Raw genomic sequence first — 23,166 nt, 5'->3', positions numbered from 1 at the left:
CACTGCTCATGGTTGCAGACACCGAAGGAGGTCACGAGTGGACACGACGTACTACGACCACGGGACACCGGCGGAGCGCTGGGAGCGCGCGCGGATGTTCTTCGACGCCAAGGACTACGCCGCCGCGGCGCGCGTGCTGAGCGGGCTGGTCGAGGAGGTGCCGGAGCGGACAGGACCGCGGCTGCTGCTGGCGCGCGCCTACTACCACTCGGCCCAACTGCGCCGAGCGGAGAGCGAGTTGCGCGTGATCGTGGAGCGTGACCCGGTGGAGCACTACGCCCGGCTGATGCTCGGCCGCACCCTCGAGCGGCAGGGGCGGCAGGAGGAGGCCGATTCGCACCTGCGCGTCGCCTCGGCGCTCGCGGGTGACTTCGCGCAGGGCTGAGCGACGTCCGCAGACGTCCGGACGAGCCCCGGCGGCAGCGTACGGCGACACGGCCGGGCCCGGTTCCACCACGGAACCCGGGCCCGGCCCCGGTCGTACCGCCGAGGCCCCGGCCGGCCGCCTGCCCGGCCCGGCAGCACTCCGTAACTCCCTACCTCCGTACCTCCCCGCCGCCCCGCCGGAAGGCGCCGCCTACCCGGCCGCTTGCGGCCCGTGTCGTACGGTGCGACGCCCGTCCGGGAGGCCGTGGCATCCTGGGCCGATGGCAACTCCCCGTGACCGAGCGCCCCTTGCCGAGCGGATCGAGGAACTCCTCGCCGTCGACGGCCCGCTGCCCATCGTCGCCGCGGGCCACCCGGTGCTGCGGCAGGGCACCGAGCGCTTCGACGGCCAGCTCGACGCGGCGCTGCTGGCCCGCTTCGTCGACGCCCTGCGCGTCACCATGCGCGCCGCTCCCGGCGTGGGTCTCGCCGCGCCACAGGTCGGTGTGGAGCTGCGGATCGCGGTGATCGAGGACCCGGCGCCGGTGCCGGAGGAGGTACGGCTGGCCCGCGGCCGGGTGCCGCAGCCGTTCCGGGTGCTGGTCAACCCGTCGTACGAGCCCGTCGGCGCGCGGCGGGCGGCCTTCTTCGAGGGCTGCCTGAGCGTGCCGGGCTGGCAGGCGGTGGTGGCCCGGCCCGCCGAGGTGCGGCTGACCGGCCAGGACGAGCACGGCCGCGCGCTGGACGAGGTGTTCGCCGGCTGGCCCGCGCGGATCGTCCAGCACGAGACGGACCACCTCGACGGGACGCTGTACCTGGACCGTGCGGAGCCGCGCTCGCTGGCCTCGAACGAGGCGGTGGCCGAGCGGTGGACGCAGCCGACGCCGCGGGAGGCGGCGCGGGCGCTCGGGTTCCCGCTGCCCTGAGCGGCCCGGGGCGGGCGCACCCCGGCACGGTCGCCCGTGCCGGGGTGCGCTGAACTCCCCTGACAGGTAGGTCAGTTGTCGCGGTAGGACTCCAGCAGCCGCAGCCACACCTCACTGATCGTCGGGAACGACGGGACCGCGTGCCACAGCCGGCTGATCGGGACCTGGCCGGCGACCGCGACGGTCGCGGAGTGGATGAGCTCCCCGACGCCCGGGCCGACGAAGGTGACGCCGCGCAGGATCTCCTCGTTCAGGTCCACGATCATGCGGGCGCGGCCGCGGTAGCCGTCGGCGTACAGGCCCGCGCCGGACGCGGAGGTCATGTCGACGTCCACGGCGCGCACCCGGTGGCCGGCCTGTTCCGCCTCCGCGAGGGAGAGGCCCACGGCCGCCGCCTCCGGGTCGGTGAAGACGACCTGGGGGACGGCGTGGTGGTCGGCGGTGGCCGCGTGGGCGCCCCAGGGGTCCGACTCCAGGATCGGCACGCCGGAGGCCCGGGCGGCGATGGCGGCGCCGGCGATACGGGCCTGGTACTTGCCCTGGTGGGTCAGGAGCGCGCGGTGGTTGACGTCACCGCACGCGTACAGCCAGTCCTCGCCGCTCACCCGGAGGCTGTCGTCGACCGCGAGCCAGCTGCCCGGTTCCAGGCCGACGGTGTCCAGGCCGATGTCGCCGGTGCGCGGCTTGCGGCCGGTGGCGAAGAGGATCTCGTCGGCCTCGATGCGCTCGCCCTGGTCGGTGACGACCACGACGGTGCCGTTCTCGCGGGTGACCGACTCCACCGACGTGCCGGTGCGCACGTCCGCGCCGGCCTCGGTGAGCGCCTCGGCGACCAGTTCTCCGGCGAACGGCTCCATGCGGTTCAGCAGGCCCTTGCCGCGGACCAGGACGGTGACCTGCGAACCGAGGGCCTGCCAGGCGGTGGCCATCTCGGTGGCGACCACTCCCCCGCCGACCACCACGAGACGGCCGGGCACCTCCTGCGCGCTGGTGGCGTCCCGGCTGGTCCACGGCTTGACGTCGGCGAGGCCCGGCAGGTCGGGCAGCACGGCGTCGGTGCCGGTGCACACGGCGACCGCGTGCCGCGCGGTGAGCACCTTGCGGCCGCCGTCCCGGCCGGTGACGGTCACGGTGCGGGCGCCGTCCAGTCGGCCGTGGCCGCGGTACAGGTCGGCGCCGATGCCGTCCAGCCACCCGGCCGCGCCCTCGTCGTGCCAGTCGGATGTGTAGTAGTTGCGGTGGGCGAGGACCGCGGCGGCGTCGAGGGGGCCCTGTACCGACTGGCGCAGGCCGGGTACCCGCCTGGCGTCCGCTCGGGCGATGACCGGGCGCAGCAGGGCTTTGCTGGGGATGCAGGCCCAGTACGAGCACTCGCCGCCGACCAGTTCGCTCTCCACGACCGCGGTGGACAGGCCGGCCGCACGGGTGCGGTCGGCCACGTTCTCCCCCACGGGCCCGGCCCCGAGCACCACGACGTCGTACGCGAAGGTTTCCGTTTCCGTCATGGGGTCAGTCTGGTGGGTGGTGTGCGCTCAGGCCACACGGGTAGGGGCGCGGAATACGTGACAGGTCGGCCGCGTTGTGCCGACGGCTTCGCCCCGACAGCAGGAAGAGGGAATCGCGCAATGAGCAGCACCGTGGAGCTCACCAAGGAGAACTTCGACCAGACGGTCACGGACAACGAGTTCGTCCTGATCGACTTCTGGGCGTCCTGGTGCGGGCCGTGCCGCCAGTTCGCGCCGGTGTACGAGAAGGCGGCCGAGGAGAACCCCGACCTGGTGTTCGGAAAGATCGACACCGAGGCGCAGCCGGAGCTGGCCGCGGCCTTCGGTATCCAATCGATCCCGACGCTGATGATCGTCCGTGACCAGGTCGCCGTGTTCGCGCAGCCGGGCGCGCTGCCCGAGGCCGCCCTGGCGGACGTCATCGGGCAGGCCCGCAAGCTGGACATGGACGAGGTCCGCAAGGCCGTGGCGGACCAGCAGGCCCAGGCCGAGCAGAACGGCCAGTGACCCCGGAGGGAACCGGGTGACTCCCGGAAAGGGACCCGGCCCGGAAGGGGACGGGACCTAGAAGGGGTACTGCGCCACGTCCCCGCGCACCGTCGTCCAGCGCACGTCGGTGAAGGCCTCCAGGTTGGCCTCACCGCCGAAGCGGGCGCCGGTGCCCGACGCCGCGACGCCGCCGAAGGGAGCCACGGCCTCGTCGTTGACCGTCTGGTCGTTGATGTGGACGATGCCGGTCGGGATGCGCTCGGCGAGGTCGAGTCCGCGGGCCGTGTCACGGGTGACGATGCCGAGCGAGAGGCCGTACTCGCCGTGTGCCGCCAGGGCCGCCGCCTCGTCCGCGGTGCCGAAGGGACGGACGGGCGCGACCGGGCCGAAGACCTCCTCGGCGTAGGCGGGGCTGGAGTCGTCGGCGCCGGCGACGACCGTGGGCCGGTAGAACAGCTTGTCGTGGGTGCCGCCCGCGGCCACCCGGGCGCCGTGGGACGCGCTGGCCCGTACCAGACCGTCGATCTTGGTGAGCTGGGCCTCGTCGATGATGGGGCCCAGGTGGACCTGTTCGCGGTGCGGGTCGCCCACCGCGAGCGAGTCGGCCTTGGCCGCGAGGCGCTCGACGTACTCCTCGTAGATCGACCGGTGGACCAGGTGGCGGCCGGTCGTCATGCAGATCTGGCCCTGGTGGAAGAACGAGCCCCAGGCGGCCGTCGAGATCACCGCGTCGAGGTCGGCGTCCTCCAGGACCACGAGGGCGGAGTTGCCGCCGAGTTCCAGGTGGACGCGCTTGAGGTGGCGGCCGCCCGCCTCGCCGACCGCGCGGCCCGCGGCGGTGGAACCGGTGAAGGAGATGACGGGCACCCGCGGGTCGGCGACCAGCGCCTGCCCGACGTCCGCGCCGCCGGGCAGCACCCGCAGCAGGTCCTCGGGCAGGCCGGCCTCGGCGAAGACCGCGGCGAGGGAGAGTCCGCCGCAGACCGCGGTGCGCGGGTCCGGCTTGAGGACGACGGCGTTGCCGAGGGCGAGGGCCGGGGCGACCGAGCGGATCGAGAGGATCAGCGGGGCGTTGAACGGGGCGATGACGCCCACCACGCCCACCGGGACCCTGCGGGTGTACGACAGCCTCGGCGCCTCGGTGGGCAGGACCTGACCGGCCGGGCGGGAGGCGAGGGCGGCGGCCTCGTAGCACTCCTGGGCGGCGACGTGCAGTTCGAAGTCGGCCTTGCCCGGGATGGAGCCCGACTCGCGCACGATCCACTCCCGCAGTTCGCCGGCGTGTGCCGCGAACAGGTCGCCGGCCTTGCGCAGGACCCCGGCGCGGACGAAGTGCGGCACGCGCGCCCACTCGGACTGGGCGGCGCCGGCGGCCTCGGCCGCGGTGCCGACGTCCTCGGCGGAGGCGAGGCCGACGGTGGCGAGCGTGTCCCCGGTGGCGGGCTCGGTGACGGCGTACTCGGGCCCCGACAGGGGACGGGGTTGCCAGGTCTTCGGGTCGAGCAGCGGCATGACGGCTCTCCGTTTCGTCACCGGGACTCACACCATGAGCGGAAGTCCCGTGTAGTTCGCGGCCAGTTCGGCGGCCGCGTGGCGGGACGCGGCGATCCGGCGCAGGCGTGCGAGCTGCAGACGGTCCTCGAACGCGTCCCCATCTGGTTGAGCATGCAACATCTTAGTCATGTCGTAGGAGAAGCGGGTCGCCTGCCACACGCGCGCCAGGCAGATGTCCGAGTAGGCGTCCAGGAGCCGCTCCGACCCGGTGCGGTGCAGTTCGGCGAAGGCGCGGGCGAGGACGCGGACGTCGGAGACGGCGAGGTTGAGGCCCTTCGCGCCGGTCGGCGGCACGATGTGGGCCGCGTCGCCGGCCAGCAGCAGCCGGCCGTGGCGCATCGGTTCGTGGACGAAACTGCGCATCGGGGTCACGGACTTGGCGGTGATCGGGCCGCGGCGCAGGGTCCAGTCGGCGTCGATGGCGAAGCGGGCGGCGAGCTCGTCCCAGATGCGGTCCTCGCTCCAGTCGTCGGCGTCGGTGCCGTTGGGGACCTGCAGATAGAGGCGGGAGACGTGCGGGGAGCGCATGCTGTGCAGGGCGAAGCCGCCCTCCCCGCGCGCGTAGATCAGTTCCTCGCCGGAGGGCGCCACGTCGGCGAGCACGCCGAGCCAGGAGTAGGGGTAGTCGCGTTCGTACGTCCGGCCGAGGCGTTCGGGGAAGGTGTCGCGGGCGATCCCGTGGAAGCCGTCGCAGCCCACCACCCAGTCGCAGGCGAGGGCCTGCTCGCGGCCCTCGTGCCGGAAGCGGACGACGGGTGAGCCGCGGTCCGGCTTCTCGACCGCCATGGCCTCGGCCTCGAACAACAGCGGTGGCCCGTCGGCCAGTTGGAGCGCGACGAGGTCCTTCACGATCTCGGTCTGGGCGTAGACGGTGACGGTACGGCCGCCGGTGAGGGCGGGAAAGTCGATGTGGTGGCGTTCCCGGTCGAAGCGCAGCTCGATGCCCTGGTGGACCAGGCCCTCGGCGGTCAGCCGCTCGGCGGCGCCGGCCTCGTGCAGGGCGTCGACCGTGCCCTGTTCGAGCATTCCGGCGCGCTGGCGCCGCTCGACGTACTCCCGGGTCCGGGCCTCCAGCACCACGCAGTCCATGCCGGTACGGTGCAGCAGCCGCGCCAGGAGCAGCCCGGCGGGGCCGCCTCCGATGATGGCGACCGTCGTGCGCATGCGCGCCTCCTCGGTTCAGCTGGAGTCGCGGTGGATCACCGTGGCTCCCAGCACCTTGTGCGTCTCCGGCGCGGCGCCGGGGTCGCGCACCGCGCGGTCGACCAGTTCGGCGAGGTCGCGGCCGGACGGCAGCTCGATGTGGACCGTGCTCAGCCGGGGCCGCAGCAGCCGGCCGAGCATGAGGTCGTCGGCGCCGATGAGGGCCACGTCCTCCGGGATGCGTACGCCGGCGTCCTGCAGCGCCCGCATCAGCAGCATCGCGTACTCGTCGTTGTACGCGAACACGGCGTCCAGGTCGAGGGCGGGCCAGCGGGCGGCGAGCCGTGCGGCGGACTCCTCCTCGTAGGCCAGGGGCAGTTCGGTGACGGTGGCGTCGGTGCCCCGCAGGGCCCGGCGCACGCCTTCCAGGCGGGGCAGGGCGAAGGACTCCAGGCCGTTCTCCCGGGGCGCGACGGCCCCGATGCGGCGCCGGCCACGGTCGAAGAGGTGCCCGGCGGCGCAGTGGCCGACGGTCTCGTGGTCCATGAGCAGGGCGTGGGCGCCGTCGACCGACTCGGCGCCGAGGGTGACGACGGCGCGGGCCCCCGAGCGCTTGAGCACGGTGACGCCCTGCGGGCTGAGGTGGCCCGCGCCGGGCACCAGGACGGCGACCGGCCGCAGTTCGGCCCAGGCACGGGCGGCCTCGTCGCCGTGCAGGCCGACGGAGCCGTACTGCACGACGGTGTAGTCGAGCCGGCCGAGCGCCCATTGCAGCTCGCTGATGAACTGGCTGTAGAGGGGGCCGACCGGGAAGCTGGGGGCGGGCATCAGGACCATGCGGCTGTGCCCGGCGCGCAGGCTGCGGGCGGCGGCGTGCGGCACGTAGCCGAGTTCCTCGGCGGCCTCTTGGACCCGGCGGCGTGTGGGCTCGCTGATCCGTACGGCGCTGGTGTTGTTCAGTACGTAGGAGACGGTCGCGCGCGAGACGCCGGCCAGGCGGGCCACATCCGCGCTGGTGGGCACGGAGCGCGCCGTGGACGAGGAGTGCGCGGGCGTTTTCGGTATCTGCACCATGACGTACGGCATCTTCGCAGAGCCTGTGTCAGGGGCCACACCCGGGCGAGGGCGAACATGTTCGTCACGAACTTGTTCGCAACGAACATGTTCGCTACGCTCGGGGCATGACAGACCGCACCGACTCCCCCCGCAGCCGCCGTGAGCGTCCGGCCAAGCCCGCCCTGAGCAGGGAGGGCATCGTCACCGCGGCCGTCGCGGTCCTGCGCGCCGAGGGCCTGCCGAAGGTGACCATGCGGCGCCTGGCGCAGGAGCTCGACACCGGCCCCGCCTCGCTGTACGTCTACGTGCGCAACACCGCGGAGCTGCACGCGGCCGTCCTGGACGAGCTGCTCGGGACGATCGGGCCGGCCCCGGCCGACGGCTCGTGGCGGGAGCGTCTGGAGCGGCTGCTGACCGCGTACACCGCCATGCTCTTCGAGTACCCGGGCCTGGCCCGCTCCGCGCTGACGGCCCGGCCGAGCGGACCGCACTACCTGAACCTGATCGAGTCGCTACTGGCCCTGCTCGACGAGGGCGGCGTCCCGCCCGCGCAGGCCGCGTGGGGCGTGGACCTGCTGCTGCAGCACACCACCGCGACCGCCGCCGAACACGCGGACGGCGAGGCGGCGTCCGAGGAGGACTGGGACGCCCTGCGCGGCGCGCTGCACGGCGCGTCCGCGCGCACCCACCCGCGCATCGCCGCACTCGGCGACGCCCTGCTCGCGGGGGCGCCGCAGGAGCGCCTGTCCTGGGCGCTGCGGACGCTGATCACCGGCATCGAGCACGCCCCCGCACCCGACTGACCCCAAGGAGTACGACATGACCACGCACCACGCCATCACCATCGTCGGCGCCGGCCTCGGCGGCCTCACCCTCGCCCGTGTGCTGCACGTGCACGGCATCCGGGCCGCCGTCTACGACCTGGACCCCTCCCCCGCCACCCGAACCCAGGGCGGCATGCTCGACATCCACCACGACTCCGGCCAGGTGGCCCTGCGCGCCGCGGAGCTGCACGAGGGGTTCCGGGCCCTCGTCCATCCCGGCGGCGATGCCACCCGCGTGCTGGACAAGGACGCCGTGGTCCGCCTGGAGCGGACCCACGGCGACCGGGGCGAGCGCCCCGAGATCGACCGCGGCGACCTGCGCGGTCTGCTGCTGGACTCGCTGCCCGAGGGCACCGTGCGCTGGGGTGCCAAGGTCACCGGCGCGCGTCCGCTGGGCGGCGGCCGGCACGAGGTGACGCTCGCCGACGGCACCGTCCTGACCACGGACCTGCTGGTGGGCGCCGACGGCGCCTGGTCGCGGATCCGCCCCCTGGTCTCGGACGCCCGCCCGGCCTACACCGGCGTCTCGTTCGTGGAGGCAGACCTCCAGGACGCGGACCTGCGCCACCCGGTGAGCGCCGAGGTGGTCGGCGGCGGCATGCTGTTCGCGCTGGGCGCGGGCCGCGGCTTCCTCGCCCATCGCGAGACCGACGGCAGCCTGCACGTCTACGCCGCCGTCGAGGCGCCCGAGGAGTGGCTGGACGGCATCGACTTCACCGACACCGAGACGGCCAGGGCGCGGGTCCTGGAGCACTTCGCCGGCTGGGACAAGAGCCTGCGGGCGCTGGTCGCCGACGCCGACGGCGCGCTCGTGCCGCGGCGCATCCACGCGCTGCCGGTGGGCCACCGCTGGGAGCGGGTGCCGGGGGTGACGCTGCTCGGCGACGCCGCGCACCTGATGTCGCCGTTCGCGGGCGAGGGCGCCAATCTGGCGCTGCTGGACGGGGCGGAGCTGGGCCTCGCCCTGGCCGCGCACCCCGGGGACACCGAGGCCGCGCTGAGCGCCTACGAGCGGAAGATGTTCCCGCGCGCCGAGCGCTCCGCGGCCGACTCGGCCGACAACGGGGCCATGCTGCTGCGATCCGATGCGCCGCAGGGCCTGCTGGACATGTTCGCGCAGCACGCCTGAGCCGGGCCGCCTCCCGGCCGGGCGCGAGAGGCCCGGGCCGGGCGGGTCAGCGGGGCGGCCCGGTGCCCGTGAGCCGGGCGACGAGGTCGATCCAGCCGGACTCCAGCCGCCGCATGGGCATGCCGCGCTGCCTGGTCAGATGGTGGATCACGGCGGGGTCGAGGTAGCCCATCAGGGTCTGTGCCAGCAGCTCGCAGTCGGCGTCCGGCACGATCTGCCGCAGCAGCATCGTGGCGTGCATGGCGAGGGCCCCGGCCGAGGGGTGGACGAAGCGGCGGGCGGGGTCCGGCTGGGCGGCCAGTTGCAGGTCCAGTTGCTCGGCCGACCGGTAGAGCACGGCCACGCCGAACGCCCGCAGCCGCTCCAGGGGCGGCGCCCCGGGGCCCAGCGGCGGCGGCCCGCCCAGGAAGTCGGCCTGCAGCGTGCGGGCCGAGTGGTCCAGCAGCGCCATCAGCAGGCCCGTGCGGTCGCCGAAGCGGCGGAAGACGGTCCCCTTGCCCACGTCGGCCGCGGCGGCCACCGCCTCCATCGTGACCCCGGCCGCGCCGTGCTCCGCGATCAGCCGGGCGGCGGCCTCCAGCAGCCGGGCCCGGTTGCGCGCGGCGTCGGCGCGCAGGCACGGCCCGTCGGCGGCGCTGAGCTGCAGCAACTCGGGCTCGCCGACCGGCTCCTGGGGCCGGGGGAAGGGCGGCAGGGCGGCGGACATGAAGACAGCGTAAAGCATGGGGAACAAAACTGGACCGAGGTCCGGTTAAGGTGCTACACAATAAACGGACCTCGGTCCGGATTGTTTCGGCAATATCTCAGTCCCTGTCCCAGCCCCCCATACCTGGAGTTCCCCATGTCTGTTCGCATCCTCGCGCTCGTCGGCAGTCTTCGCGCCGGTTCGCACAACCGCCAGCTCGCCGAGGCGGCCGTCCGGTTCGCGCCCGAGGGCGCGGACGTCGAGATCTTCGAGGGCCTGGCCGAGATCCCCTTCTACAACGAGGACATCGACGTCGAGGGCGCCGTCCCGGCCCCCGCGGCCAAGCTGCGTGAGGCCGCCCAGGCCGCCGACGCCTTCCTGTTCTTCTCCCCCGAGTACAACGGCACCATCCCGGCCGTCCTGAAGAACGCCATCGACTGGCTGTCCCGCCCGTTCGGCGCCGGCGCCTTCGGCGGCAAGCCCGTCGCCGTGGTCGGCACCGCCTTCGGGCAGTACGGCGGCGTGTGGGCGCAGGACGAGACCCGCAAGGCCGTGGGCATCGCCGGCGGCAAGGTGCTCGAGGACGTCAAGCTCTCCATCCCCGGCTCGGTGACGCGCTTCGCCGGGATCCACCCGGCCGACGACGCCGAGGTCGCCGCGCAGCTGACCGAGGTGGTCGCGCGCCTGCACGGCCACGCGGGCGAGGCCGTCGCCGCCTGATCCACGACCGCACAGGTCCCCAGGGGGCCGGGCCGACGGGCCCCGGCCCCCTTTCGCGTCGCCTTCGCGCTCCCGCTCACCGCTCGCCGTCGACGGTTCGCGGTTCACGGTTCGCGGTTCACGCCACGGCCGTGGGCGCCAGCTCGCTCAGTTCCGCCAGCGCGGCGGCGACCGCGGGCCGCTCCCGGCCGCCCCGGCGGGTGCAGGTGAGCAGCGTGCGGTGCGGGTTGCCGGTGCAGCGGACCCGGGTGATCGGCAGGTGCGGGGTCAGCTGGGCCAGCCGCGGGATCAGCGCGACGCCGAGCCGGTTGGCGACCAGGTGGGCGGTGACGTTCCAGTCCAGGGCGTGATGGACGATGCCCGGGCTGAAGCCGGCCTCACCGCACGCCGACATCACATGCGTGCGGCAGGGGTCCGCGACCGGCGCGATCCAGTCCTCGCGGGCCGCGTCGGACAGACCGATCCGCTCGCACCCGGCCAGCGTGTGGCCCTCGGGGACGACGAGGTCGAACGGGTCGTCCAGGAGCGGCCGCTGGTCGAAGCGGACGTCGCCGAGCGGCGGGTTGTGGGGGCTGGCCTCGACGACGGCCAGGTCGGTCTCCCCCTCGAAGAGCAGGTCGAAGGCCTCGGACGGTCCGCCCTCCCGGATACGGACGGACAGCCGGGGGTACCGCTCCCGCAGCCGTACCGCCATCGGGGCCAGCAGCACCGATACGGCCGTGGAGGGCCCGCTCACCCGTAGCGGCCCGGCCGGGGCGCCCTCGGCGCGCAGATCCAGCTCGGCCTGTTCCCAGCGGGCCTGGATGGCGTCCGCGTGCGCGAGCAGACTCTCGGCGGCCGGAGTGAGCCGCACCCCCCGGCCCTGCGGTTCCAGGAGGTCGACGCCGAGGTCACGGGCGAGCTGACGGATCTGCTGGGAGGCCGCCGAGGTGGTGAAGTGCAGCGCGCGGGCGGCCGCCGTGACCGTGCCGTAGTGGGCCACGGCCCGCAGGACGTGCAGTCGGCGCAGGTCGATCATGAAGTCCAGGCTTCAGGGTCAGGTCCATAAAGTCAACCTGGACGTGTACGGACACCGGGCCGCACCCTGGCTGTGTCGCGACGGCCCATTCGTCAGCAGCCACGAGGAGTTGCCATGATCAGCACGTCCGTCGACTGCCCGCACTGCGGCCGCCCCGACTGCGCCGGGCCCTTCGAAGTGGTGTCGCGGCACAGCACCGCGAGGGGCCGCACGGTGTGGGCCCGCTGCCGCTGCGGCTCACTGCAGGTCCGGGTGGAGGACGGCCGCGGCACGCGGGTCGTCTCACGCGGCCGGCCCCCGGAGCGCCGGCCGAGCCCGGCCGGCCGCTGACCGACGCGCCGGGGCCGCGAACCTCCGGCCCGCCCCGCGGGCCCGCCGGGACGCGGCACCGGGACCGGGACCGGGTCCGGGACCGGGACCGGGACGCCGAAACCGGGTCCGGCGCGGCAGTCACCCGGCCCCGGTCGACCTGCTCGGACCTGCCCGGGAGGCCCGCTCGGCGAAGACGTCGGCCGGTACGCGGAGGCAGGGCGGGCAGGGCACCTGGGTGGCGGCGGCGTGAGCCGAGGCGCTCAGCCGGTGTCCCACGAGGTGCCCGGCCCGGGGCGTGAGGACGTGATCGGCGCGACCCCACCCGCGCACACCGGCCGGGGCACGAAGAACCCCTTGTGCCGCCGGGCGATCACGGTCCCGGGGCGCGCCCGGCTACCGCAGCGCGAAGGACGCCCGGTGGCGCCACTCCGTACCGGTGTGGACCACGAGGTCGACAGTGGGGACGCGTGCCGTGAAGGGGAGGCTGGGGCGCAGGCCGGACTCGATCTCGTCCAGTACGGCCTCCTCCTGCCCCTGAGCGACCGTCAGGTGGGGATGGGGGGCGTACTTGCCGCCGTACGGCGGGGCCTCGGGCCACCGTTCGACGACCGCCTGGGTGAGCCGGCGGAACGGGGTGTCCGGCACGGGTACGAGGTAGAGCACGCCGGGAAACCGTCCGCACTCCCCGAACCGCGCGTCGAAGGACGGGTGGCGGGCGACGATCTCGTCCAGGGCGGCGCAGGTCGCGGCGTCGACGAGGGAGGCGTGCAGGAAGGGGAAGACCACGGTGACATGGGCCGGGACACCGGCCCGGGCCGCGGGGTCGAAACGCTTGCGCCAGGTCCGGACCGAGGCTTCTGCCTCCGGTACGGGGATCACGAGCGCCGTCTGTCCCGCGGCGAAGCGCCCGGATTCGTCGTCTGCCATGCCTCGGGTCTATCAGCCGGACCCGGGTGACCGCGACACGACACAGCTTGCACGCGCGCGATACTTGCATCCGCTGGCAATTTCACCGTTGGCCTATCCTGGAGGGCACACCCTTCGCGACGGAGGACTCGGACCCATGACCGCGACCGACCCGGCACCCACCGCCCTCGCCCAGGGCTGGTGCGCCCTGTCACTGCTGCACGGCAGGATCGAGGCGCACATCGAGCGCGCCCTGCAGTCCGGGCACGGTCTGAGCGTGCGCGAGTACTCGCTGCTCGACGTGCTGAGCAGGCAGCACGACGGAGAGGGCGGGCACCTGCAGATGAAGCAGGTCGCCGACGCGGTCGTGCTCAGCCAGAGCGCCACGACCCGGCTGGTCACACGCCTGGAGGACCGCGGGCTGCTGAGCAGGTACCTGTGCCCCACCGACCGGCGCGGCATCTACACCGATGTCTCCGAGGTCGGCCTCACGCTCCTGGAGGAGGCCCGCCCGACGAACGAAGCGGCCCTGCGCGAGGCCCTGGACGAGGCGGCACGCGACCCCGGGCTCGCCCCGCTGGTGAGGGCGGTCGAGACGCTGCGTACGCCCTGCTGAGCCCGGGAGCCCCACCCGGCATCCAGCCCGCGGGCATCGCCGCGGGGGCTTACGTACGGCCGGATACTTGCAAGCGCCCGATACCCGCTCAAGGGATTGTCTGCACTTGCATTTATCCGGCGTACGCAATTATTGTCTACGCTTGTAAAGCTCGCACGCAACTGCCTGAAAGGTACCTCCCATGCCTCTCGCCCTCCTGGCCCTGGCCATCGGGGCCTTCGGGATCGGCACCACGGAATTCGTGATCATGGGCGTGCTGCCCGAGGTCGCGGGCGACTTCGGGGTCTCCATCCCCACCGCCGGCCGGCTCGTCTCCGGCTACGCCCTCGGCGTCGTCCTCGGCGCACCCCTGCTGACGGTCCTGGGCACCAAGGTCTCCCGCAAGAAGATGCTCACGTTCCTCATGGGCCTGTTCGTGGTGGGCAACGCGCTGTCCGCGCTCGCCCCCGTCTTCGGCGTCATGCTCATCGGCCGGATCGTCGCCTCCCTCGCGCACGGTGCGTTCTTCGGCATCGGATCCGTGGTCGCCGCCCAACTGGTCGCGCCCGAGAAGAAGGCCTCCGCGATCTCCCTGATGTTCACCGGCCTGACCGTCGCGAACATCGTGGGCGTCCCGCTGGGCACCTACATCGGCCAGGCCGCCGGCTGGCGGGTCACCTTCGCCGGTGTCGCCGCGCTCGGCGTCGTGGGGCTGCTCGGCGTGGCGAGGCTCGTGCCCGGGACGGGCAGGCCCGAGTCCGCCGACATCCGCGTCGAGTTCGCCGCCTTCCGCAACGTCCAGGTCTGGCTGGCGATGGCCATGACCGTCCTCGGCTACGGCGGTGTCTTCGCGGCGATCACCTACATCACGCCGATGATGACCGAGGTCGCGGGCTACTCGGCCGGTGCGGTGACCTGGCTGCTGGTGCTGTTCGGAGCCGGGATGTTCCTGGGCAACCTGGTGGGCGGCCGGTTCGCCGACCGGGCCCTGATGCCCATGCTGTTCACCACGCTCGGGGCGCTGTCCCTCACGCTGCTGCTGTTCACGGCGACCGCCCACAGCAAGGCGCTCGCCGCGATCACGCTGACGCTGGTCGGTGCGCTGGGCTTCGCCACCGTTCCCCCGCTGCAGAAGTGGGTGCTCGACCAGGCCTCGGCCGCGCCCACCCTGGCGTCCGCCGCCAACATCGGAGCCTTCAACCTCGGCAACGCCCTGGCCGCCTGGCTGGGCGGCGTCGTCATCGCGGCCGGGTTCGGCTACACGTCACCGAACTGGATCGGCGCGCTGCTGTCCGGCGCCGCGCTGCTCCTGTCCTTCCTGGCGGCCTTCCTCGACCGCCGCACCCGGCCGACCGGGCGGATCGTGGCGGAGTCCGCCCCGGCCGGACAGCTGCCCGCACCCGTACAGCACTGATCCCCCGACCCGCACGGCCGGCCGGCACCCATGCCTCCGCCGTCCCGTCTCCGCCGTCCCCGCCTCCTCCGTCCCCCGCCGCCGTGAGCGCGGCCCTCGAGGCCGGCCACCGCGGCATCGACACCGCGGCCGTCCACGGCAACCGCCTGGACCCCGGGGGTACGGGGCGCGGTGCCGGCCGGGTCGGCGCCGTCCTCACTGCGCCCACTTCGGGGTCCAGACGTCCCGGTCCCCGTCCGGGGAGCCGAGGTGGGTGCGCAGGGCGCTCAGCGCCGGGTGCGGGTTGTCGCTCCGCCAGATCAGCGAGTGCGGGTAGACCGGCGTCGGGGCGTGCACGGGGATGCGGCGCAGGTCGTGGTCGGCGGGCCAGAGCACCCTGGTCTGCTCCCCGACGAAGGTCGCCAGCAGCGGGGAGTCGGCGATGGTGTCCAGGAGCGGTTCGGTGCCGAAATCGGGGCCGGTCACCTCGATGACGATGCCGAACTCGGCCGCGAGGTCGTCGTAGAAGGCCGCCCACTCCGTGCCGGCGACGTTGCCGGGCATCCAGATCCGGTGTCCGGCCAGCTGCTCCGGGGCGACCGTACGGGCGCCCGCCAGCGGGTGCCGCGGTCCGGTGAGCAGCTCGACGGGCTCGTCGTGGACGCGGGCGGCCTCGACGCCCTCGGGGAGCCGTCGGGCGGGCAGGGTCAGGGCCCGGAAGGAGGCGTCGATGGTCCCGGAGCGCACGGCGCCGATGGCCGCGTCGGCGTCGAAGAGGGTCACCACGTCCAGGACGACCTCGGGATGAGCGTGGTGGAAACCCCGTACCAGATCGGCCGGCGCGAGGCGCCGGCCGATGACGTCCACGCGCAGCGCGCGCCGGCCGGGCCGCACGGAGGCGGCGGCCCGCTCCTCGGCCCGCAGGAGGTCGCGCGCGTGCGGCAGGAAGACCTGCCCGTCGACGGTGAGCAGGGCGCCACGCGCCGTGCGGGTGAACAGGCGCACCCCGAGCTGCTTCTCCAGGGCGGCGACCCGTTTGGAGACGGCCTGCTGGGTGACGGCGAGGGTGAGGGCGGCCTCCCGGAACTGCCCGGCGTCGGCGACGGTCACGAAGGTGCGTACGGCGTCGAGGTCCACGGACACATTCTGACGCCGCGATCCGGGTGCCCGTGCGCCGGGAGACGGTCACCGCACCCACAACGCCCGGTTGTCGGGCGTCGCGCGAGTCGGTTGTTTGCCCCGCTGTCCCGGGACCCGCTTGGATGTCGCCGGTCGGCTTTCCAGGGCGGCGGAGAGGTGGGTATGCGCGGCAGACGGCCGCTCGGGCGGCGGTTCGGATGGCTGTGGGCGGCGTACGCCGTGAGCACGGCCGGCACATGGCTCGCCTTCGACGCGTTTCCCTTGATCGCGGTGCTCGTCCTGCACGCAGGCGCGACCGAGGTGGCGGCCCTGGCGGCCGCGGGCCTCGCGGTGGGGGCGGCCGTGGCGATGCCGCTCGGGCCGTGGGTGGAGTTCCGCCGCAAGCGGCCGGTGATGGTCGGCATGGACCTGGTCCGGTTCGCGGCACTGATGACCGTCCCGGCGGCCTACGCGCTGGGCCGGCTCAGCTTGGTACAACTGCTGGTTGTGTCGGTCGTGGTCGCGGCGGCCGACATCGGTTTCACCGCGGCCAGTGGCTCCTTCCTCAAGTCGCTGGTGCCGCCGGAGGACCTGCTCGTGGCGAACGCGCGGTTCGAGACGACCACCTGGACCGCCACCGTGCTCGGACCTCCGCTCGGCGGGGCCTCGATCGGCCTGTTCGGACCGGTGATGACGGTGGTCGCCAACGCGGTCAGCTTCCTGCTGTCGGCCCTCGGGATCCGCGCGATCGGCGGCGAGGAGCGGCCTCCGGTACGGAAGGAGCCGGCGTCGGCCGGCGGTCTGCTCGACGGGTGGCGCCACATCCTGGCCCATCAGGGGCTGCGCCTGCTGTTCTGCAACACGGTGGCCTTCAACGCGCTGCTCATCGCGGTCTCGCCACTGCTCGCCGTCCTGATGGTCGGCGACCTCGGGTTCGCGCCCTGGCAGTACGGCCTGGCCTTCGCGCTCCCCTCGCTCGGTGGCCTGGTCGGCTCACGGCTGGCGCGTCCGCTCGCCTCGCGGTTCGGGCGGCACCGGGTCCTGCTCACCAGCGGGATGCTGCGGGCCTGCTGGCCGATCGGGCTGGCCTTCGTCCGTCCTGGCGCTCCGGGGCTGGTGCTCGTCATGGCCGTGGAGTTCGGCCTGATCACCTGCTGCGGCGTGTTCGGTCCGCTGTACGCCACCTACCGGCTGGAGCACACCAGGGCCGACCGGGTCGCCCGCACCCTCTCCGCGTGGTCGGTCACCGGCAAGTGGTCGACCGCGGCCCTGACGGCGCTGTGGGGCGTACTGGCCGACCTGGCCGGCACACGCACCGCGATCGCGCTCGCCGGTCTCCTCATCCTGGCCACCCCGCTCGCCCTGCCCCGCCGCGACGGGGCACCCCGGCCCGCCCCGGAACCCGCGCCCGCCTCCACGCTGTAGGTCTGCCGTGGGTCTGCCGTGGATCTGCCTCAGGTCTGCCGTAGACCTGCCGGAGGGCATGCGTTGCCGCCCGGCCGCCTGGGCACTGTGTTGAAGGACCCACTGCGACCCGCAGCGACCCGCAGCGACCCGCAGCGACCCGCAGCGACCCGCTGCGACCTACTGCGACCTACTGCGACCTACTGCGACGAGGACGGCGCGAGCCGCGATCCGGCTTCCGCCGTCGAAACGGAGATCCTTCGTGACGACGTACGACGCGGACGGACGGACCACGCACCACGCGGCCGCACCGACGGCGGAGCTGTCGCTCGACCGGCTCGGCCGGCTGGAACGCCTCGACGACGAGATCATCGCGCTCCTCGCCCGCCGCCGCGCCATGGCCCGGGAACTCCCCGCCCCGGCCCGCGCCCGTGCCGCCGATCCGGACTTCGCGGAGACCGTCCGCGGAACGACGGGCCGCTACCGCAGGGAACTCGGCGGTGCGGGCGAACTCGTCGCCCGCGCGGTCATGGTGCTGTGCGACCCCCGCCGGGAACCCTCGGCCGTCCCGGCCCCGGAGTCCTGAGCACCGCGCCTCGATGGAAAACGGCAGCTGGCAAGGGTACGCGGGTCATCGCCCAGGACGGACGGTCCGGCTGGACGGACCGTCCTGTGGACGCATGGTCCTGTGCCAGGATTTGTACGGCCACGCGGGAAAGGCCTGTCGCCATACGAAGGCCAGGAGGCATCACGGTGCACGAACTCCCCCTGTCGGGCATCACGGTGGTCAGCCTGGAACAGGCCGTGGCCGCCCCCTACGCCACCCGGCAGCTCGCCGATCTCGGCGCCCGTGTCATCAAGGTGGAACGGCCCGGCGAGGGGGACTTCGCGCGCCGCTACGACACGACCGTGCACGGCCACTCCAGCTATTTCGTCTGGCTCAACCGGTCCAAGGAGTCGCTCACCCTGGACGTCAAGGAGCCGCGCGGCAAGGAGGTGCTGCGCCGGCTCCTCGACGGCGCCGACGTGTTCGTACAGAATCTCGCGCCGGGGGCCGCCGACCGCCTGGGCCTCGGCGCCGACGCGCTCGCCGAGCGCCACCCCCGGCTGATCCCGTGCACCGTCTCCGGGTACGGCACGACCGGTCCGTGGGCGGACCGCAAGGCCTACGACCTGCTGGTGCAGTGCCAGACCGGTCTGGTCTCGCTGACCGGCACCCCGGAGGAGACCGCCCGGGTCGGGATCTCGGTCGCCGACATCGCGGCCGGTATGTACGCCTACACGGGCGTCCTGACCGCCCTGTACACGCGGGCCACCACCGGCCGGGTCCACCCCGTCGAGGTGTCCCTGTTCGAGGCGCTGGCGGAGTGGATGGGCCAGCCCGCCAACTACACGCGCTACGGCGGCAGTCAGCCGCCCCGGATCGGCACCCAGCACGCGACCATCGCACCGTACGGCGCCTTCACGACGGCCGACGGCAAGCAGGTGCTCCTCTCCGTCCAGAACGAGCGCGAGTGGGCCGCCCTGTGCGCGGACTTCCTGCGCCGGCCGGCGCTGGTGGACGATCCCCGCTTCGCCACCGGCCCCGACCGGGTCGCGCACCGTGACGCGCTCAACGCGATCGTCGCCGAGTGTTTCGCGCGCGCGGACGCCGATGAGGTCCTCGAGGACCTGGAGGCGATCGGCATCGCCTGCGCCGGGGTCAACGACGTCGCCGCGTTCCTGGACCACCCGGTGCTGGCCGCCCGCGAGCGCTGGCAGGAGGTGGCCGTACCGGGCGCGACCGTCCGCGCGCTGCGCCCGCCCGCCGATCTCGCGGGCCTGCCCGCCCGGATGGATCCGGTGCCGGACGTGGGCGAGCACACGGACGCGATCCTCACCGGTCTGGGCCTGTCGGCGGGCGAGATCGCGGCGCTGCGCGCCGACGCCGTCGTCTGACGTCCCGACGACGGTCACCGACCCCTGACGGCCATGTGTCCCCTGACGGCCATGTGCCGCTGACAGCCGTGTGCCGTTGACGGTCATGCGCCCCTGACAGCCGTGTACCGCTGACGGCCATGTGCCCCTGACGGTCACGTATCCCTGACGGTCACGTATCCCTGACGCGGTTGTTCTCGTATGCGGGGCAAGATGCGGAGGCATTCCTCCGATCGGATGGTAGCCTCCGTATCGACCGATCTCCTTCGCCCCGACGGGAGCATGCTCTGATGACGGCACCCCAGCCCCCCGTGGACCCGCCCACCGGCCCGCCCGGCGGCACCGCCGAACTGGCCGGACGCACCGTCGCCCGGGTCGGCTTCGGTGTGATGCAGCTGCATTACACGACGGCAGGGCGCGACGCCGTCCTCGGCCTGCTGCGCGAAGCGGTGGACCTCGGCGTCAACCACCTGGACACCGCGCACTTCTACGGTCCCTGCAACGAGTTCATCCACGCCGCGCTGGCCCCCTACCCCGACGACCTGGTGCTGGTCGGCAAGGTGGGGGCCGACGACTCCGGCGGCCGGCTGGCCGCCGCCCAGCGTCCCGAACAGCTCCGCGCCCAGGTCGAGGCCAATCTCTCGGTGCTCGGCGTGGAGCGGTTGGACGTGGTGAACCTGCGGCGCGCCGACGCGCCGCCCGGCCTGATCGCCGAGGGGGACCAGAAGGTCGACCTCGACAGCCAGCTCGCCGAGCTGTCCGCACTGCGCGACGCCGGCAAGATCGGCGGCATCGGGCTGAGCAACGTCTCCGCCGACCAGCTCCGGCAGGCCCTGCCGGCCGGCGTCGTGTGCGTGCAGAACGACTACGGCGTGCTGGAGCGGGCCGCCGAGCCGGTGCTCGCGCTGTGCCGGGAGCACGACATCGCGTGGGTGCCGTTCTGCCCGCTCGGTTCACGCTTCCCCGGCCGGCCGAAGGCGACCGGTCATCCCGAAGTCGTGGCGGTGGCCGAGGAGCTGGGCCGCACACCGGCCCAGGTCGCGCTCGCCTGGCTGCTGGCGGTCTACGACCGCACCCTGCTGATCGCGGGGACCGCCGACCCGGCCCATCTGCGGGAGAACGTCGCCGCGGGAAGCCTCCGGCTGTCCGCGCGGAACGTCGCCCGGCTGGACCGGGTCCGGCCGGTCTGACCGTCCCGGCGGTGCCGGCCGTGGTTCAGCGGTTCAGCCCCTCACCAGGGCAGCGGGCCGTTGATGTCGAAGTAGCCGCCGGTCGGCCCGTCGGGACCGATCTGCGCCATGCGCACGATGATCTCGGCGCCCTCCTCGACGGTCTGGATGCCCGTGTTGCCGTTCAGGTCCGTCTTGGTGAAGCCGGGCTCGACGGCGTTGATCCGCATGGCCGGGAACGCCTTCGCGTACTGCACGGTGAGCATGTTGACCGCGGTCTTGGACGTCGGGTACGCGATGCCCGGGTAGAAGTGCGCGGGGTGACCGGGGTCGGAGAGGTTGGTCAGGGAGGCCAGGCCGCTGCTGACGTTGACCACGACCGGGGCGGCCGAGCGCCGCAGCAGGGGCAGGAAGGCGTGCAGGACGCGGACGACGCCGAAGACGTTCGTCTCGAAGGTGTTGCGCATCTGGTCGGCGGTCACGGTCTCTGCGGTGGGAACGGCGTTGCCCTCCAGCCGGGTCTCGATGCCGGCGTTGTTGACGAGCACGTCGAGTCCGCCGTCGGCCTCGATGGTCTTGGCGGCCGCGTCGACCGTGGCGTCGTCGGTGACGTCGAGCAGGACGAACCGCGCGCCCAGCTCCTCGGCGGCGCGGCGTCCGCGCTCCGCGTCGCGGGCGCCGACGTAGACGGTGTGGCCCGCCGCGACGAGCCGGCGGGCGGTCTCGCGGCCGATGCCCTTGTTCGCTCCTGTGATCAGTGTTGTCGTCATGCGTCCAGCCTGCGGCGCGGCGGCCCGGTCAGCCAGGAGACCCCTCTTCCTGGGACTGCGGGTACCAGGCACGGGCACCGGCGCGCGGTGTTCACTGGGGGCATGACGGCTACGGAACTCGGCAGGGCGCTGCGGCGCTGGCGCGACCGGATCCCCCCGCAGGCGGCGGGGCTGGCCGCGGGCGGTCACCGGCGCGCGGCCGGGCTGCGGCGCGAGGAGCTGGCCCTGCTGGCCGGGATCTCGGTCGACTACATCACGCGCCTGGAGCAGGGCCGGGCGGCCAACCCCTCCGGGCAGGTCGTCGAGGCGCTGGCACGGGCGCTGCGGCTGTCGGGGGACGAGCGGGCGTATCTCTACGGGCTGGCGGAGCTGGTGCCACCGGGTCCCGAAGTGGTGCCGCAGTACATCACGCCCAGTGTGCAGCGGCTGCTGGACCGGCTGGTGGACACGCCCGTCGCGGTCTCCGACGCGGCCATGACGCTGCTGCTGGCCAACCCCATGTACGCGGCGCTGATGGGCGACGTCTCCGGCCTGCGCGGCTTCGAGCGCAACGGTGTGTGGCGCAACTTCCTCGACCGGCCGACCCGGGTGCGGCACAGCCCGGAGGAACGCCGTGCGTTCCTGGCCGGCCTGGTCGCCGAACTGCGCGCGACCGCGGTCCGCTACCCGGCCGACCACCAGCTGCGGCGCATGATCGCGGAGTTGCGGGCGCGGAGCGGGAACTTCGCCGAGCTGTGGGACGCGGGCGTCGTGGGCCGGCTCGACGCCTCCCACAAGACCGTCGAGCACCCGCAGGTGGGGCTGGTGACGCTCGACTGCGACCTGCTGCGGGTGGAGGAGAACGACCTGCACATCCTCGTCTACTCGGCCGAACCGGGTACCGAGGCCGCCGAGAAGCTCCGGCTGATCTCGGTCCTCGGCACCCAGAACCTGGCCGGCCGGAACTGAACGGGCGGCGCGGGACCGGCGGCCCGGCCCTCAGGTCCGGCCCTGGCCGCCGCCGGCACCGCGGGCGCGGGTGCGGCGCAGTGCGCGGGTGACGATCGGGGGCAGGATGTCCGCGCCGATCCGGCGGGCCCGGGAACGGGGACGCGGCCGGGGGCGGGCCGGTGCGGGCGCGACGGGCCGGGACGGCTCGGGCACGGGGCGGTGGCGCGAGCGCGGGAAGGACGGCGGCTGCATTCCCTTCTGCGCGCGGGTGCGGACCAGGCGGTGTCCGGCGGCGTCCTGGACGCTCAGGCCGCAGTCGGAGCGCTCCCTGAGCATCGCCAGCAGCTCCTGCTGGACCTCCTCGGGATCGTCCCAGGTGCCGTAGAGCTTCTGGGTGCTCAGGCATATCGGGCGCAGGCCGCGGTTGAGGACGGCCTCCCAGGTGGCGACCGAGACACCGGGTGTGTGCTCGGAGCGGAAGTCGTCGAGGACGACGATGCCGCCCGGGAGGAGGAGCTCGCGGGCGGCGCCTATGTCGTCGCGGACGTGCTCGTACAGATGGGAGGCGTCGATGTGGACGAAGCGGCAGCTGTCCGGCTCGACCTCCTGGGAGATCACGGAGGTGGGGGCCTGTATGACCACGGGCAGGCTGTCGTGGAAGGCCAGGTAGTTGCGCTCGAAGGTCTGCCGGGTGAGCGAGGAGTACGACTTGGCGGTCTCGGCCGCGTTGGCCCCGTCCGGCGCCTCGCCGCCGAAGAGGTCGCAGACCGTGAGCTTCTCACCGTCCTGGAGGTGCCGGCCGAGGAGGATCGCGCTCTTGCCCATGTACGCGCCGAGTTCGACGAGGTCGCCTCCGAAGCCCCGGGTCTCCTGCCGCTCCAGGAACCAGGTGAAGAGCAGTTGGTCCAGCGGCGGAAACCAGCCGGGGACGTCCTTGAGCTCGCCGGGGCCGCTGTCCGTTGCCTGTGCAGTCGCCATGGAACGAGTGTGCTCACTGGGAGCCGCGGGAACTGTCGCCGGGCTGAACGTCCTGTGAACACCTCGGCCCACCCCGCCCCCCGCGCGGTTACACCGGCAGGTCACACGGCGGATCGGCCGTCCGAGCGGGGTCCCGGGTTCCCGGCCCCGGGGGTCTCGAGGTCTCGGGGTCTCGGAGGTCCCGGGCCTCGGGGGTCCCGGAGGTCCCGGGCCTCGGGGGTCCCGGAGGTCCCGGGTCTCGGAGGTCCTGCTGCGGGC

At 73.6% G+C, this 23,166-nt stretch carries 24 protein-coding genes; 14 read left to right on the top strand and 10 right to left on the bottom strand.

Annotation, left to right across the window (positions count from 1 at the left end):
* Positions 1 to 37 precede the first annotated feature (37 nt).
* Positions 38 to 385, top strand: coding sequence for a tetratricopeptide repeat protein (locus tag ACJ9NR_RS34495; RefSeq protein WP_412490741.1), 348 nt, complete (start codon positions 38 to 40; stop codon positions 383 to 385).
* Positions 386 to 647: 262 nt separating this feature from the next.
* Positions 648 to 1,292, top strand: coding sequence for a peptide deformylase (locus ACJ9NR_RS34490; protein ID WP_412490742.1), 645 nt, complete (start codon positions 648 to 650; stop codon positions 1,290 to 1,292).
* Between the two features lie 71 nt (positions 1,293 to 1,363).
* Here the strand turns inward: ACJ9NR_RS34490 and ACJ9NR_RS34485 are convergent, their stop codons facing one another.
* Positions 1,364 to 2,797 carry a dihydrolipoyl dehydrogenase family protein gene (locus ACJ9NR_RS34485; RefSeq protein WP_412490743.1) on the bottom strand — a complete coding sequence of 478 codons (1,434 nt, stop codon included), beginning with the start codon at positions 2,795 to 2,797 and terminating at the stop codon, positions 1,364 to 1,366.
* A 120-nt stretch (positions 2,798 to 2,917) separates the two neighbouring features.
* Between ACJ9NR_RS34485 and trxA the strand changes: the two genes are divergently transcribed.
* Positions 2,918 to 3,304: a thioredoxin gene (gene trxA, locus ACJ9NR_RS34480; RefSeq protein WP_412490744.1), complete on the top strand. Its 387-nt coding sequence runs from the start codon at positions 2,918 to 2,920 to the stop codon at positions 3,302 to 3,304.
* A gap of 57 nt (positions 3,305 to 3,361) precedes the next feature.
* Here the strand turns inward: trxA and ACJ9NR_RS34475 are convergent, their stop codons facing one another.
* Genes ACJ9NR_RS34475 through ACJ9NR_RS34465 form a run of 3 tightly spaced genes read right to left on the bottom strand, consistent with a single transcriptional unit; the run spans position 3,362 to position 7,069 of the window.
* Positions 3,362 to 4,798, bottom strand: coding sequence for an aldehyde dehydrogenase family protein (locus tag ACJ9NR_RS34475; protein WP_412491830.1), 1,437 nt, complete (start codon positions 4,796 to 4,798; stop codon positions 3,362 to 3,364).
* Positions 4,799 to 4,825: 27 nt separating this feature from the next.
* Positions 4,826 to 6,004, bottom strand: a complete 1,179-nt coding sequence (locus tag ACJ9NR_RS34470; protein WP_412490745.1) for a 4-hydroxybenzoate 3-monooxygenase — start codon at positions 6,002 to 6,004, stop codon at positions 4,826 to 4,828.
* A 15-nt stretch (positions 6,005 to 6,019) separates the two neighbouring features.
* Positions 6,020 to 7,069, bottom strand: coding sequence for a LacI family DNA-binding transcriptional regulator (locus ACJ9NR_RS34465; protein ID WP_412490746.1), 1,050 nt, complete (start codon positions 7,067 to 7,069; stop codon positions 6,020 to 6,022).
* A 95-nt stretch (positions 7,070 to 7,164) separates the two neighbouring features.
* On the opposite strand from ACJ9NR_RS34465, the gene ACJ9NR_RS34460 reads away from it, so the two are divergent.
* Both ACJ9NR_RS34460 and ACJ9NR_RS34455 read left to right on the top strand, forming a co-directional pair.
* On the top strand, positions 7,165 to 7,842 hold the full coding sequence (locus ACJ9NR_RS34460; protein WP_412490747.1) for a TetR/AcrR family transcriptional regulator: 678 nt from the start codon (positions 7,165 to 7,167) through the stop codon (positions 7,840 to 7,842).
* A gap of 16 nt (positions 7,843 to 7,858) precedes the next feature.
* The gene (locus ACJ9NR_RS34455; protein ID WP_412490748.1) at positions 7,859 to 8,992 is read left to right on the top strand and encodes an FAD-dependent oxidoreductase; all 1,134 of its coding nucleotides are present in this window, start codon (positions 7,859 to 7,861) and stop codon (positions 8,990 to 8,992) included.
* 46 nt (positions 8,993 to 9,038) lie between these two features.
* Here ACJ9NR_RS34455 and ACJ9NR_RS34450 read toward each other — a convergent pair whose 3' ends face one another.
* A complete protein-coding gene (locus tag ACJ9NR_RS34450) occupies positions 9,039 to 9,716 on the bottom strand; it encodes a TetR/AcrR family transcriptional regulator (protein WP_412490749.1) in 678 nt (225 codons plus the stop codon).
* Positions 9,717 to 9,833: 117 nt separating this feature from the next.
* On the opposite strand from ACJ9NR_RS34450, the gene ACJ9NR_RS34445 reads away from it, so the two are divergent.
* Entirely contained in the window at positions 9,834 to 10,397 is a 564-nt protein-coding gene (locus ACJ9NR_RS34445) for an NAD(P)H-dependent oxidoreductase (RefSeq protein WP_412490750.1), read from the top strand.
* A gap of 118 nt (positions 10,398 to 10,515) precedes the next feature.
* Here the strand turns inward: ACJ9NR_RS34445 and ACJ9NR_RS34440 are convergent, their stop codons facing one another.
* A complete protein-coding gene (locus ACJ9NR_RS34440) occupies positions 10,516 to 11,415 on the bottom strand; it encodes a LysR family transcriptional regulator (RefSeq protein WP_412490751.1) in 900 nt (299 codons plus the stop codon).
* 114 nt (positions 11,416 to 11,529) lie between these two features.
* On the opposite strand from ACJ9NR_RS34440, the gene ACJ9NR_RS34435 reads away from it, so the two are divergent.
* A complete protein-coding gene (locus ACJ9NR_RS34435) occupies positions 11,530 to 11,745 on the top strand; it encodes a hypothetical protein (RefSeq protein ID WP_412490752.1) in 216 nt (71 codons plus the stop codon).
* 375 nt (positions 11,746 to 12,120) lie between these two features.
* Here ACJ9NR_RS34435 and ACJ9NR_RS34430 read toward each other — a convergent pair whose 3' ends face one another.
* Entirely contained in the window at positions 12,121 to 12,654 is a 534-nt protein-coding gene (locus tag ACJ9NR_RS34430; protein ID WP_412490753.1) for a 2'-5' RNA ligase family protein, read from the bottom strand.
* Positions 12,655 to 12,790: 136 nt separating this feature from the next.
* On the opposite strand from ACJ9NR_RS34430, the gene ACJ9NR_RS34425 reads away from it, so the two are divergent.
* Both ACJ9NR_RS34425 and ACJ9NR_RS34420 read left to right on the top strand, forming a co-directional pair.
* On the top strand, positions 12,791 to 13,249 hold the full coding sequence (locus tag ACJ9NR_RS34425) for a MarR family winged helix-turn-helix transcriptional regulator (protein WP_412490754.1): 459 nt from the start codon (positions 12,791 to 12,793) through the stop codon (positions 13,247 to 13,249).
* A gap of 181 nt (positions 13,250 to 13,430) precedes the next feature.
* On the top strand, positions 13,431 to 14,642 hold the full coding sequence (locus ACJ9NR_RS34420) for an MFS transporter (protein ID WP_412490755.1): 1,212 nt from the start codon (positions 13,431 to 13,433) through the stop codon (positions 14,640 to 14,642).
* Between the two features lie 195 nt (positions 14,643 to 14,837).
* On the opposite strand, the gene ACJ9NR_RS34415 is transcribed toward ACJ9NR_RS34420, so the two are convergent.
* The gene (locus tag ACJ9NR_RS34415; protein ID WP_412490756.1) at positions 14,838 to 15,758 is read right to left on the bottom strand and encodes a LysR family transcriptional regulator; all 921 of its coding nucleotides are present in this window, start codon (positions 15,756 to 15,758) and stop codon (positions 14,838 to 14,840) included.
* 165 nt (positions 15,759 to 15,923) lie between these two features.
* Between ACJ9NR_RS34415 and ACJ9NR_RS34410 the strand changes: the two genes are divergently transcribed.
* The 4 genes from ACJ9NR_RS34410 to ACJ9NR_RS34395 all read left to right on the top strand — a co-directional run bounded on the left by ACJ9NR_RS34410 (position 15,924) and on the right by ACJ9NR_RS34395 (position 20,251).
* Complete coding sequence (locus ACJ9NR_RS34410; RefSeq protein ID WP_412490758.1) at positions 15,924 to 17,165, top strand: MFS transporter; 1,242 nt, start codon at positions 15,924 to 15,926, stop codon at positions 17,163 to 17,165.
* 241 nt (positions 17,166 to 17,406) lie between these two features.
* Positions 17,407 to 17,730 carry a hypothetical protein gene (locus tag ACJ9NR_RS34405; RefSeq protein WP_412490759.1) on the top strand — a complete coding sequence of 108 codons (324 nt, stop codon included), beginning with the start codon at positions 17,407 to 17,409 and terminating at the stop codon, positions 17,728 to 17,730.
* Positions 17,731 to 17,891: 161 nt separating this feature from the next.
* On the top strand, positions 17,892 to 19,082 hold the full coding sequence (locus ACJ9NR_RS34400; RefSeq protein WP_412491831.1) for a CaiB/BaiF CoA transferase family protein: 1,191 nt from the start codon (positions 17,892 to 17,894) through the stop codon (positions 19,080 to 19,082).
* Between the two features lie 269 nt (positions 19,083 to 19,351).
* Complete coding sequence (locus ACJ9NR_RS34395) at positions 19,352 to 20,251, top strand: aldo/keto reductase (protein WP_412490760.1); 900 nt, start codon at positions 19,352 to 19,354, stop codon at positions 20,249 to 20,251.
* Positions 20,252 to 20,292: 41 nt separating this feature from the next.
* Here the strand turns inward: ACJ9NR_RS34395 and ACJ9NR_RS34390 are convergent, their stop codons facing one another.
* Entirely contained in the window at positions 20,293 to 21,000 is a 708-nt protein-coding gene (locus ACJ9NR_RS34390) for an SDR family oxidoreductase (protein WP_412490761.1), read from the bottom strand.
* Between the two features lie 102 nt (positions 21,001 to 21,102).
* Here ACJ9NR_RS34390 and ACJ9NR_RS34385 point away from each other — a divergent pair, with 102 nt between their 5' ends.
* Positions 21,103 to 21,948 (top strand): helix-turn-helix transcriptional regulator, encoded by an 846-nt coding sequence (locus tag ACJ9NR_RS34385; protein ID WP_412490762.1) that lies wholly within the window; start codon positions 21,103 to 21,105, stop codon positions 21,946 to 21,948.
* A 30-nt stretch (positions 21,949 to 21,978) separates the two neighbouring features.
* Here ACJ9NR_RS34385 and ACJ9NR_RS34380 read toward each other — a convergent pair whose 3' ends face one another.
* Positions 21,979 to 22,908: a class I SAM-dependent methyltransferase gene (locus ACJ9NR_RS34380; protein WP_412490763.1), complete on the bottom strand. Its 930-nt coding sequence runs from the start codon at positions 22,906 to 22,908 to the stop codon at positions 21,979 to 21,981.
* Between the last annotated feature and the right edge of the window lie 258 nt (positions 22,909 to 23,166).

It is taken from the genome of Streptomyces sediminimaris, assembly GCF_047049295.1.
Classification (GTDB): Bacteria; Actinomycetota; Actinomycetes; order Streptomycetales; family Streptomycetaceae; genus Streptomyces; species Streptomyces sediminimaris.
This window is presented reverse-complemented; position numbering and strand designations above follow the sequence as displayed.